Raw genomic sequence first — 12,316 nt, forward strand, 5'->3', positions numbered from 1 at the left:
GTGTAAATTAAAAACGCTCAACGTTTTTGAGAGACGGAGATGATTAATAGACAATCTATGGCTTCAGAGATTAACCAACTCATTCTAAACCAATAACTTTTCGGTCTTATTCAGAAAATTATCGACCGCCTCCTTGATATCAATGCCTGACCTGTTGGCCAGCACGATCAGCCACCAAATATTTTCTCCTAACTTATGCTCTAAATCTGCCTTAGCATTAGCTTTAGGCCAACGTTCTTGCTGCGCCATAACATTGCGACCAACTAATCCTGCATCAGTCAAATAGGCCAATGCATCTTCTTCCACAGTCCATTCAGTGCCGTGATGTTGTAATTCAAGGTTTCGGTATTTCGCTCTGAGGTCTGTAGCCCGGCGAATGATGGTATCAAAATCGTTTTTACTCATTTTGTTTATGTATTAATGAATTAGGTTTGCTTTGGCAAAAGCTATTTTGCCATTTCGAAAGTTGAAATCAAAGGTTCCACCAACTTTTCCCTCTGGGAAGTCACCCGTAAATATTACCTCCAGATGAATATTTTGCTGATCATTGATGATGATATTAACTTGTTCTGTGTGGGTATTGTAACCAATAAAGTAATTATCGAAATATTTCTTAATACCCTGACGGCCGTTGAACTTCATACCTACAGACGGATCATCTAAGATCGCGTTGGGTAAATAGAAGTCTAGATATTTTTCAGTATGGAACGCGTTGCTTGCAGCAATCCATTCAGTTATAAAATTTTGAATATTCATTTGTTAATGTGTTAACAGCTGATGCATTTGAAGGGATTCTTCCCGTACTAACTCATTAAGCTTTTTTTATAGTCCAATGGAGACAACGATGTTTTACGCTTAAATAATTTATTAAGTGATTGCGGGTGCTCAAAACCTAAATGATAGGCGATTTCGGCAACCGTCAATTCATCTTTTGCCAGGTATTCCTTTATTTTTTCAATTACTTTCTCATGTATAACCTGCTGCGTATTCAGCCCTACAAGATTTCTCAATAGATCACTTAAGTAACGTGGTGTAACGTTCAGTTTTTCCGCTATAGCGTTAACCGTTGGTAACCCATTCATTAATGACTTATCTTCACTAAAATAAGACTCCAGTTCCTGTTCCATGTTTACCAGAACATCATTGTTGATTGCTTTCCTGGTAATAAACTGGCGATCGTAAAATCTATTTGCATAGTTAAGCAATAGTTCAACCTGTGAAATGATTACATCCTGACTAAATTTATCAATCCGTTGATTAAGCTCATCTTGAATAAATTGGTAGATGCTCAGTACTGTAGCCTTTTCCTTTTCCGAAAGATAAAGTGCCTCGGCAGCTGAATAACTAAAAAATCCATATTGTTTGATGGTTGAGTTCAACGGATAAGGTCGCAGAAAATCGGCATGGATATGAAGCGTCATACCGCTATAATCAGCCTCCTCATCCTGCATCCTGAGTAACTGGCCGGGAGCTATAAAAGACATACCTCCCTCCTCAAAGTCGTAAAACCCCTGTCCATATTTCAATTTTCCGGAAAAACTGGTTTTAAAGGAGATTTTATAAAAATTCAGAATGATACCGTGTTCGAAATCCGCTGGATCAAAGTTTGCCTCCCCGTAGTTCATTATACTAATTAAGGGATGCAATGGAGCCTTCTGCCCCATAGCTTTATGCAATTGGGATAAGGAATTAAAGATAACCGGTTGCCTTTTCATTATCAACAAATTTAACCAATTTATAAAGAGTAATTCAAGTCGGGAACCCGAGAAGTTGACAAGAATCAACCGCAATTAAAAAAGGAATTGTGCACTTATTTTTTGAAATTGTTTTTCTGGTGTCAGTTCAAGGCGTTCATTATATAGCGCGATGGCATCCTTTCCTGCAATATACCTTAATTGATCTTTTTTGTCTGTTGCTGCCTCATAAATGATCTTGGCCACATCTTCTGCCTTTGTATAGTTTGAGACCCGCTCAGCGCTGTATCCTTCACTTACCCTGGCTACAAGTTGCTGATACCCATCGTGCATCCCTCCTTGCATAGACCTGCCAGCAAAGTCAGTCTGCATTCCACCAGGGGCAACCACCTTCACCTTGACCCCAAATTGCGCCAGCTCAGTAGCCAGACCTTCGGAAAAGCCGTCAACGCCAAATTTGGTTGCGTTGTAAATTGAGCAGGTAGGATATCCGAGCAATCCAAAAGTGGACGTAATATTTATAAACATCCCATGCTGCTTTTCCCTGAAATCCGGTAAAAACGCCCTGGTAACGTTGATAACCCCGAATAAATTAGTTTGGATCTGCATTTGGATCTGCTCGTCGGTAAATGATTCCAATGGCCCAATCAAACCATAACCGGCATTATTCAATACGACATCCACCGAATAGTTTTTTAAAATCTCAGCCACTGTTTTTCGAATTTGTTGTGTATCGGTTACATCGAGCGGTAATACCATTACATTGGCCAGCTCAGTAAGCGCTGTTTCTCGATCTGGATTTCGCATAGTAGCGATTACTTTCCAGCCGCTGGCATGAAATAATTTTGCTGTTGCTTTACCTAATCCTGACGAAGCTCCCGTGATAAAAATTGTCTTTTGCATAGTTTTATATCTAATTGTTCGATACAAAAGTCAGGTTTCGCTCAGCGGCAAGATTAACTGAAATGGTAAAAATAGTAGCCAAAACTACGAGCCGTACAACGAATTGTTGGTCTGCGGATAATGTATTCTCTCAATAAAATTTATATCTTGCTGCACTAATTTTATGCAGTATACCCGATTCGAAATTCTAAGCATTTTAAGCGTTTACGTAGGGTTAAGCGCCAATATAAGTCACGAAAAATATACTATTATTATGTAATGCAAATAAGTCTTTGATAAACAGCAACCAACACTCGATGGATTAGATTGCATGTATTTTGAAGCCAGCAGAAATTATGAAAAAAAAAAACGCAGACTGAAAATTAAAATGAAAGAAGTCGATCATCTAAACGAGACCAACAAGCCGAAACGTATTAATTCATCGTATATTATTCACGAACTAACACATCTTTTACATATTGAAAGTGGCTTTTTATTCACTGTAAAACAACTGTTTTTAAGGCCAGGAAAATTGGTGAGAAATTTTATTCTGGACGACAGAACCAAAGTTACAAAACCGCTGATCTTCTTAATACTTTCGGGAACAATATTCACGCTCGTTTTTCATTTTTTTCACATTGAATATGTCTTCTTCTCAGTAAAGCAAAAACTTGATGGCGTTGACGAATTTTTAGACAAGAAAGCCATTAGCGACTGGACAAACAGTCATATTGCCTATACTTCCCTTATTACTGGTTTTTTTATTGCGTTATGGACCACATTATTCTTTAAAAAGCATAGATACAACGTCTATGAAATCACAGTCCTATTATGCTACTCGGTCGGTCAGGGACTTTTGATCATTAGTTTATTTACTTTGATTTCAGTATTGCTTAAAGCTAAACTGATAATTTCAATTGGGATTTTCGCATCGTACTTTTACATTTTCTGGTCAATCGGACAATTCTTTGGCGAAAAAAAATTAATCAATTACGGTAAAGCAATAATATGCTGCGTACTCGGAGCTTTGTCTTTTCAGCTGATATTAACCTTATTAGCGTATGTTTTCCACCTATTGAAAGTTCACTGATAATTCTGCTTAGCCCGCTTAAAAGATATTGTTTTCATCTCCCGGACCTATGATTTCTTGATTAACCCATCGATTATACCAGACATCTTTTTTTCAAAGTCGTCCGAGGAGTAACTCACTACATTTGTAATCTTTCCGTCTCTATCAACAATATAAACTGTTGGAAATGAATTTACATGGTACAATTTCGCCACGTTTCCGCCATCAGGAAACACCTGGTTTTTTATACGCTGAGTTGCTTTATATTCTGCGACTAACTTCTTGCTGTCTCTGATGCTGATGCTTAATATCGCCAGTTTACCCTTCGAATACTTTTCATAAAGTTTATCCAAAGGGGCCAGTGTTTTCAAACACGGAACACAGCCAACAAAGAAAAAATCCAATAATACAACTTTACCTCTGAGCTGCGATAGCGAGACCTTGTTACCATCAGAATCAGATAATGTCCAATCTGGTGCTTTCGTGCCTTGTTGCAATGGCGCTGTTTCCTCAGGGGATTTTTTCTTGGCAACATGATATCCCTCCGGCATAGCAAAATAAGCTGTGTTGATCGTATTCAAATCTGTCTTGAAGTTGAAATAGCTAAATTCTACATAGTAGTCCGTAATTTCCTTTCCAAAATCAGCGCTTCTTGAGCGAATCAGTTTTCCGGCAGGCAGGCCTGTAATTTTGTTTATAAACAGATGTATTCGTGTATAAACATGCGCGTTGTTTACAACTGTATCTCGCGTAGAAAGAATTAAATGATAACTTTTAATTGAATTAATGACGGTGTCGCCTGATTGTATAAACTTTGATGGTTGTTTTTCTGCAAATGTTTTTATCCAACTTAGTTCAGCGAGCAATGATTCATTAAAAGTGGTTTTTTGTGATCCCTGGCTAGAGTAAGTGCTATCTGGTGTTAATGTAGTTAGGTTTTTCCCATTATAAAGCGATACAGTAGGGATTTTCATACCACCATATTTTAGCTCTTGCCTGAAAAAATAACCTATTTCTTTATCTTCCGGTTTCTTTAATAACTCAAATCGTTGATTTAGGATCAACGTATCACCAAATGCCTCCTTCTGCTTGTAAACATAGTCGTAACTAAAATTAGTATAGCCAGCGAGCTTGTCAATCGAATTTTGAAGAATATTAATTTGAGCAGTTGCAGTTAAACTGCACTGACAAAGAACAATGCATAGCAATAATTTAATTGTAGTATTCAATGTTTCGCAATTTTTTACCATAAAAATAACGAAAATATATCAGTTTAACTGTGCCCCACCCCTTGCATTATCACTGTTTTAAATTCAATATTACGTCACGCTCAGTTATTTATACGTTAGGTCGGTATTTTTACTTGTAAATCATTTTTGTAAAACAAATTTCCGCATTTCAGATTTTCATAATAAAGCCGCAGCGTATGAAAAAGATAAGAATAAGGAATTATCTGCTGAAGTAACCGGGCATATTGATGCATTGGATTTAACAGAAAATCTAACTACAACTATCATAACAATAATAATTTTTAAACAAATCTATCCTATGAATAGCGAAGTAAACAAAATCAGTCGCCGAACGGTAATCGGCGGATTGGGAGCAGGAATTGCCGCGATGGCGGTATCCCCTGTGCTTGGCTATTCGGCCATCTCTCCTGAAGATGCCATGCATCTACCGCTGGAAGATCCCACTATGAAATATCCAAAGCCACCTTTCAAAGAGCAATCTCAGCCATGGCCTGGACTGGTCAGTAAAATGGATCCGAGGCCAGATCACGGTGAGTCGTCCTATAAAGGATCAGGGAGACTTACTGGTCGCAAAGCACTGATTACTGGGGGCGACTCTGGAATGGGAAGAGCTGCTGCAATCGCTTATGCTAGAGAGGGTGCTGACGTGGCCATCAATTACCTGCCTGCTGAAGAACCAGATGCAAGGGAAGTTGTTGACCTAATTAGAAAGGCCGGTCGTAAAGCCGTTGCAATTCCCGGTGATCTGCGTAGTGAAGATTTCTGTAAAAAACTCGTAGAAGATGCCGTAAAAGGTCTTGGTGGATTGGATATCCTGGTAAACAATGCAGGTCGGCAGCAAACAAAGCCGTCTATCCTTGATATCAGTGCTGAAGATTTTGATGCCACAATGAAGACTAATATCTATGCACCATTTTGGATTACCAAAGCTGCGTTACCTCATTTAAAACCGGGCTCGGTAATCATCTCGACTACCTCTGTACAGGCAACCGACCCCTCTGCCGAACTATTTGATTACTCCCAAACCAAGGCCGCAAATACAGCATTTGTGCGGTCGCTGTCCAAGCAACTTGCACCTAAAGGAATTCGCGTGAACGGAGTTGCTCCAGGTCCTATATGGACAGCATTACAAGTAAGCGGTGGAGCAACGATGGAAAAACTTAAAAACTTTGGCGGCGACACTCCATTTGGCCGACCTGGTCAGCCTGCGGAGCTAGCGTCCATCTACGTACAACTCGCCGCGAGCGACGCCAGCTACGCAACTGGTCAGATTTACGGATCTGCAGGCGGTGGTGGGCAGCCTTAATTTTTTATTCATCATAAAACTGATAATTATGGAACACGAGCAAAAGAAACAAGAGTCTAATCGCTGGGATGAACAGAATCATACATCTTTGCCATCCGACGGTCCCGTGAGTGAATCAGAAGGAAAAGGAACCTCTGATTTGCAAAACACAGAAAAAACAGATGATCCTGAAGAGATTTCCGGCGATTTAGCAGGTAATGCTTCAGGAAATGAGGATGCTGATGAGCAATAACCTGATGGATTTATTCAATGCCCATTTCAGTTCATAGTATCACCGCAGGTTGTACTCACCTGCGGTGCTTACAATCTCATTTTATATTTTAATACACAATTGCATCTAATTGTAACTCGCCCTGAATTCCAGTGGGGAAAAGTTAGTCTTTGACTTGAAAAATTTACTGAAGGACTGCGGATGCTCGAACCCTAGTTGAAAAGCAATTTCACCTACGGTCAGGTTGCTGATAGTCAATACTTCTTTAGCTTTCTCCAGTAGCTTATGGTGAATATGCTGCTGGGTATTCTGGCCAGTAAGCGCACGCAACATGTCACCTAAATATTTTGGCGAGATGTTCAGTTCATCGGCAAGAAACTGAACGGTAGGCAGCCCCTGCATCAAAGCCGTTTTTTCTGTAAAATAAGCATCCAGGATCCCATCCAGTTTTTCGAGTAAGGCGCTATTGATCGGCTTGCGGGTAATGAATTGACGTTTGTAGAACCGCTGACTGTAGTTGAGTAGCAACTCTATCTGGGAGATTAGTACATCCTGTGTAATGTCGTCTATAGCTGTTTCCAGTTCTTCATCTATACTTTTCCCTATCGCACTGATAATTGCTTGTTCTTTCGTGGAAAGGTGAAGCGATTCATTTACTGCATATGAGAAAAACCCGTAGTTTTTTATTTTTGTGTCAAGCGTATAATTGCGTAAAAAATCGGGATGGACCAGCAGCGTAAAACCAGAACTAGCCGCAGCAGTTTCTATACCTGTTAAAGGCTGACCGGGCGAAGTAAAAAACATCCCCCCTTCTTGAAAGTCATACGTAGTTTGTCCATACCTCATTCTGCAGCCTGCAGATCTATTGTACGTGATGTTGTAAAAGTCCATCACAAAAGGTTCTGCCAACATTTCTCTCGTAATCTCTACTTTGCCGTAATCAAGCAGGCTAATCAGCGGATGCATAGGCTCCGGCAACCCAAAAACGCGCTGCATTTCTGTTATAGCGTGAAAGACCCTTATTTTATTTCTCTGTTCCATGATCAAACCTCTTGATACTGCCGGTAAATATCACAATAAATATCTACCGGCAATGTCATTTCTATTAACCCACAATTGATTAGATAGACATCATTTTCTTAATACTATCCCTGAAAGCCTCGTCGCCTTCAGCCAGGCGTTGTCCATACAAAGCCTTAGCATCCTCTCCACATACATAGCGCAAGGTGTTTTTACCATCTGTTGCAGCTCCATAAACTACCTCTGCGATCTCCGCTGCTGTAGTTACATCCTCTCCGTGTGCAATAAGCGCCATAAATTTGCCCATCAAACTTTCGTAAGCCGGATGGGAAACAAACACAGACCTATCTCCTATATCCGTTGCAACCAAGCCCGGCTCAATGGTTTTAATTGAAATACCAACTTCATTTAACTCATAAGAAAGGCTCTCGCTCCATCCCTCTAGTGCAAACTTACTTGCATCATACATCGAGCTCATCGGGAATCCCATTAAGCCGGCAGACGATCCAGTGGTGATGAAAATCCCGGAACCCCGCTTACGAAAGTAAGGGATAAAAGCCTGTGTTACCCGCACTACACCAAAGAAATTGGTTTCCATTTGCGCAACTAACTGATCGTCTGTAATGGCTTCCAGAACGCCAAGTAATGCATAACCGGCATTATTAAACACCACATCTATATCACCCAATGTAAGTGCTTTTTGTGCAGTTTCTTTAATCTGATCTACATTCGTAACGTCAAGTGGAAGTAGGGTTACATTGTCAAGCAAGTTCAGTTCTTTTTCGTTTTCTGGCTTACGCATGGTCGCAATCACGTTCCATCCCTTTTCTGCAAACAGTTTTGCTGTCGCCTTTCCTATTCCTGCAGATGCACCCGTTATAAAAATTGTCTTTTTCATTTTGTCTCTTAAATATTTAGATACAAATGTCTGCACGTTCAATGAAGAATATGTAGCGAAACCGGCGCATGTTGTAGCCAAACTGATAAGCCGACAGCTGACTTTATATGTCTATTTTGAGTGCTGTTAACTAAAAAATGGCAAGCTTAACATGATCTATTTATCGCTGACGTTGAAATTTGGCTCCATATATTTTGTTGCTGGGGGGATGAGCATCATATCAAACTTTTGAGCATAGGATATCATTTCTATAGAAAGCTTTATCTTCCCCTGCTCCATCTCTTTCTTAAGTCTGGCCAGGTCGATAACACTCCAGGAGTCATTTGATGTAAATTCCAGGAGTTCCGCATCATCTTTTTCGAGCAGATCCAATATTTCTCCTTTAGAATTAATGCGGTACCTGGCGAACGAGATTACAGAAAAGGTTTTCGTACCATTAAAGTTAGAGAGTTCATACACCATATTTCCTAATTCCTGAAATCCACTTGAACTCGTGCCACGGGCAATATGAACTGCACCCAGCTTGACGAACACCTTTGGTTGCGTTCGTTTTGTTAGCAGCTTCTTATAGTTCGCAGCGAAATTTTCTTTCATATTCGCAACCCTTGGGTACCAGTTGTTCTTACTTTCCTGTTCATATATTTCCCAGGAAAGAACCTGTTGCCTAATGATTTCGGCAATTTTTGGACCCGTATTTACTTTCTTAAAAAAAGCTTTGATCGGTTCTGAGTTGATAAGCGTTGTAGCTAAAATGTGTGTATTATCCGCCTTATCCTTTTTATAACTATCTACAATAACCTGCTGGCACTTTTTGTACAGATCATCCAATTCGGTACTTTTTTTTGATTGGTCAAAAAGTTCATCAAGGATGAAAAGAGATGAATTATAATTTTCAAAATCTATTCCCCATATATTGAAACCTTCTTCGAAGGCCTTATTAGAAAATCGCTCTTCTTCCTTACCATTGAAAAAACCAAATGGCGCGCCCTGGACATGTTTGAAATATTTGCTGTTGAAATCAATAAGACCTTGTTTATTAAGATATAAAGAATGTAGTTTCCTCGCCGCTATAGGACCGATCTCAAGCGCCAGGTTATCATATCCGCTAGTCTTCAAAAATGGAATCACAGATATTGTGAAATCTTGAAGCTCTTTCATATTGTGTTCTTCGCCGAGGAGGAAAAACTGAGCATTCTGAATATATTTTTTTAGTGTGTCTGCACCATTGCCAATAAATACCTCATTCTGTATCGTAAAATGGTAAGTGGCATCTTTTATCGGATTTTCCTGACAATAAGCAGTAATGTCACAAAGGATAATAACGATAAAAATTTTGATTTTCCACATGATTTTGAATTTCAGTAACAGATGCTTTTTGACAAAAGTAGTTGCATCCTAATGTAGATATATATCATTTATCACAAAAACAATATGTTATCATTAATAAAAAGAAATTGCGGTTTTTATTTGTAATTAATCTAAATAAAGTATTGCTTTGCGTAAATAATATTTTTTAATGAAAAATCTATACTTAATTGCTATTCTAATCTGTGGATTTAGCCTGACAAGCAGATCCCAAACAATTACCGGAAAGGTAATCGGTGAAACTGCACCTTTAGCTGGTGCGAATATTAAAGTCGAAGGTAAAAGTGACGGCACTACCGCAGCATCAGACGGTAGTTTTGAACTTAAATTAGCGGCAGGGACTTATCAGTTACAGGTAAGTTATGTGGGCTACATTACCACAACACAAAAGGTAAACCTGGTAGAAAACCAAACAGTTAACCTAACAATCAATTTAAGTCCTACTGCAAATATGCAGGAGGTTGTTGTTGTTTCATCACGTAAACCGACAAAAATCAGCGAAATACCTGGAACCGTCTGGGTAGTAGATGGAGCTAAAATTCAGGAACAGGCCAGAGCAGGAGTTCCTTTTAAGCAAGCATTAGCACAACTAATCCCGAGTTTAGATGCAGGTCCTGAAGGTCGTACGAACTATGGTCAAAACCAACGTGGTAGGGATGCCTTAGTAATGATTGATGGTGTATCGCTAAACAGTACACGTGGAGTTAGTCGGCAATTCGAATCCATAGATCCATTTAATATTGAGCGTATTGAGGTTCTATCCGGTGCCAGCGCAGTTTACGGTGGTGGGGCAACTGGCGGTATCATCAACATCATCACAAAAAAAGGACAAAATAGCCAACCAAGCTTCACCACACAAATGGGTGTTCGCAGTGGTTTAAAGGAAAATAGCGACCATGATGTTCGTGTAGCGCAATCTATTTCCGGTGGAAATAAAGATTGGAATGGAAGAATTGGCATGGCTTTCCAGAAAAATAATGCGGCGTACGGTGCAGATGGAAAACAGATTTTTACTGACATCACTCAGACCGACCTACAATACAACCAATCATTTGACCTCTTTGGAAGTTCCGAGTTTAAATTAACAGATTTTCAAAAATTAACTGTTAATGCGCAGTATTTCAATTCTGGGTTCCGTGGCGACAAAGATCTCTTTTTAGGTGCAAATTATGGTGGTTTGCTGTCTAATCCCACTCTCTTAGAAATGAGAAACGGCTACACATCTGATGTCAACCCAAAAACAAGCAGGGCAAATATTAATGTGAATTACCAGGCAAGTGAGATTTTAGGTGGTCAAACCCTATACGTTCAGGCAGCTGCACGCAACGAGCAGTTTAGCTTTCACGCATTCCCAGGGCAGGCTGCAATACCCGGTGTTTTATACAGCGGTTCTTCTGTCCAGAACACCAATTACAAAGCTTTAAAGTTAGTGCTGAACAAAGACTGGGACAGACTAAACTTAACTTATGGTATAGATGCCGATAACGAGAGTTTTGATGCGCAACAAGTGTTGTTTGACAGAACAAAAGCTTTCAGTTCTGGAGGTTTAAACAATACCAAGGTGGCTACCATAGGCCGTTATCCCAACTTCAGAGTAAACGGATTATCCGGCTTTGCACAAGCTCAGGTTAAGGTAACTGATTTCCTGACATTATCAGGCGGTGTTCGTCAACAAAGGATGTTTGTTAAAGTAAACGATTTTGTTGGTGTTAATGCAGCTGTGCCCATCGCTTATGGTGTCGGCAGATCAGCAACCGCAATACCAGGCGGCGAAAACCACTATGATGTGAACCTGCTTAACGGTGGTTTAGTACTTAAAATCAGTGAGCCGCAACAGATTTGGTTTAACTTCTCTCAAGGATTTAACCTCGCAGATCCGGCAAAGTATTACGGACAAGGAACTTATACTTTGGCAGGAACAAACTATAATTTGGTCAATTCCATTAATGTTGACAACAACCCGTTAACAGGAATCAAGACAGAACAGTATGAAGCAGGATATCGGTACCGTAAAGGAATCTTCAATGCTCAGGTTGCTGGATTTTATGCTTTATCAGATAAAAACGTAAAAACAAATAGCACCTTCAATATTGAAGTATTTGATGAGAATGTAAGAAATATAGGAATTGAGGGTTCACTATCATTAAACTTAAAAAGCGGTTTTGAAGCAGGTGTAAACGGATTGTATATCAAAACGCAAAAAGAAAATACCGATGGTAGCTGGTCTCTGCAGGATGTGTCTGTTGCCAGCCCATCAAAAATGGCAGGATATATCGGTTACACAGATAAAGTATTCGGTTTAAAAGCACAGGCTTTCCACTCGTTTGATTCTAAAGGAATTGACAGCAAATTAATTGAACATCAATTAAAAGGATATACGACACTAGATCTGTTAGCCTCTGCAAAACTATTTACCGGAAGTTTATCGTTCGGTGTTCAAAACCTCCTGAATAAAGATTACCAAACGATCTGGAGTCAGCGTTCACAATATCTCTATGCAGCTTTAGCTAAAAAGGAAACATTTTATTATGCTGGCAGAGGCCGTACGTATAATATAACCTACACAATTAATTACTAAACCGCTCCTGCTTAAGTTGTAGCAACTTAAAACAACTGAAAAT

At 39.6% G+C, this 12,316-nt stretch carries 12 protein-coding genes; 4 read left to right on the forward strand and 8 right to left on the reverse strand.

The window, feature by feature from the left end; all coding sequences use genetic code 11:
* Positions 1–84: 84 nt before the first annotated feature.
* From CLV32_RS00455 to CLV32_RS00470, 4 genes are all read right to left on the reverse strand, one after another.
* Positions 85–405, reverse strand: a complete 321-nt coding sequence (locus tag CLV32_RS00455) for a nucleoside triphosphate pyrophosphohydrolase family protein (protein WP_133551363.1) — start codon at positions 403–405, stop codon at positions 85–87.
* Between the two features lie 12 nt (positions 406–417).
* Entirely contained in the window at positions 418–756 is a 339-nt protein-coding gene (locus CLV32_RS00460) for a nuclear transport factor 2 family protein (protein WP_133551364.1), read from the reverse strand.
* A gap of 47 nt (positions 757–803) precedes the next feature.
* Positions 804–1,715 (reverse strand): helix-turn-helix domain-containing protein, encoded by a 912-nt coding sequence (locus CLV32_RS00465; protein ID WP_133551365.1) that lies wholly within the window; start codon positions 1,713–1,715, stop codon positions 804–806.
* Positions 1,716–1,790: 75 nt separating this feature from the next.
* Positions 1,791–2,597 (reverse strand): SDR family oxidoreductase, encoded by an 807-nt coding sequence (locus CLV32_RS00470; RefSeq protein ID WP_133551366.1) that lies wholly within the window; start codon positions 2,595–2,597, stop codon positions 1,791–1,793.
* Positions 2,598–2,964: 367 nt separating this feature from the next.
* Between CLV32_RS00470 and CLV32_RS00475 the strand changes: the two genes are divergently transcribed.
* On the forward strand, positions 2,965–3,666 hold the full coding sequence (locus CLV32_RS00475; RefSeq protein ID WP_166641846.1) for a DUF3667 domain-containing protein: 702 nt from the start codon (positions 2,965–2,967) through the stop codon (positions 3,664–3,666).
* A gap of 47 nt (positions 3,667–3,713) precedes the next feature.
* On the opposite strand, the gene CLV32_RS00480 is transcribed toward CLV32_RS00475, so the two are convergent.
* The gene (locus CLV32_RS00480) at positions 3,714–4,874 is read right to left on the reverse strand and encodes a peroxiredoxin family protein (RefSeq protein ID WP_166641847.1); all 1,161 of its coding nucleotides are present in this window, start codon (positions 4,872–4,874) and stop codon (positions 3,714–3,716) included.
* A gap of 319 nt (positions 4,875–5,193) precedes the next feature.
* Here CLV32_RS00480 and CLV32_RS00485 point away from each other — a divergent pair, with 319 nt between their 5' ends.
* Together CLV32_RS00485 and CLV32_RS00490 are read left to right on the forward strand one after the other, a co-directional pair.
* Positions 5,194–6,201: an SDR family oxidoreductase gene (locus tag CLV32_RS00485; protein ID WP_133551369.1), complete on the forward strand. Its 1,008-nt coding sequence runs from the start codon at positions 5,194–5,196 to the stop codon at positions 6,199–6,201.
* Positions 6,202–6,229: 28 nt separating this feature from the next.
* Complete coding sequence (locus tag CLV32_RS00490) at positions 6,230–6,433, forward strand: hypothetical protein (RefSeq protein ID WP_133551370.1); 204 nt, start codon at positions 6,230–6,232, stop codon at positions 6,431–6,433.
* A 105-nt stretch (positions 6,434–6,538) separates the two neighbouring features.
* Here CLV32_RS00490 and CLV32_RS00495 read toward each other — a convergent pair whose 3' ends face one another.
* The 3 genes from CLV32_RS00495 to CLV32_RS00505 form a co-directional block, all read right to left on the reverse strand.
* Entirely contained in the window at positions 6,539–7,453 is a 915-nt protein-coding gene (locus tag CLV32_RS00495) for a helix-turn-helix domain-containing protein (RefSeq protein WP_133551371.1), read from the reverse strand.
* A 79-nt stretch (positions 7,454–7,532) separates the two neighbouring features.
* Positions 7,533–8,330 (reverse strand): SDR family oxidoreductase, encoded by a 798-nt coding sequence (locus CLV32_RS00500; protein WP_133551372.1) that lies wholly within the window; start codon positions 8,328–8,330, stop codon positions 7,533–7,535.
* 156 nt (positions 8,331–8,486) lie between these two features.
* A complete protein-coding gene (locus CLV32_RS00505; protein ID WP_133551373.1) occupies positions 8,487–9,677 on the reverse strand; it encodes a hypothetical protein in 1,191 nt (396 codons plus the stop codon).
* A 169-nt stretch (positions 9,678–9,846) separates the two neighbouring features.
* On the opposite strand from CLV32_RS00505, the gene CLV32_RS00510 reads away from it, so the two are divergent.
* Positions 9,847–12,273: a TonB-dependent receptor gene (locus CLV32_RS00510; RefSeq protein ID WP_133551374.1), complete on the forward strand. Its 2,427-nt coding sequence runs from the start codon at positions 9,847–9,849 to the stop codon at positions 12,271–12,273.
* The last annotated feature ends 43 nt before the right edge of the window (positions 12,274–12,316 follow it).

The sequence above is a fragment of the Pedobacter duraquae genome (assembly GCF_004362245.1).
GTDB classification, from domain to species: Bacteria; Bacteroidota; Bacteroidia; order Sphingobacteriales; family Sphingobacteriaceae; genus Pedobacter; species Pedobacter duraquae.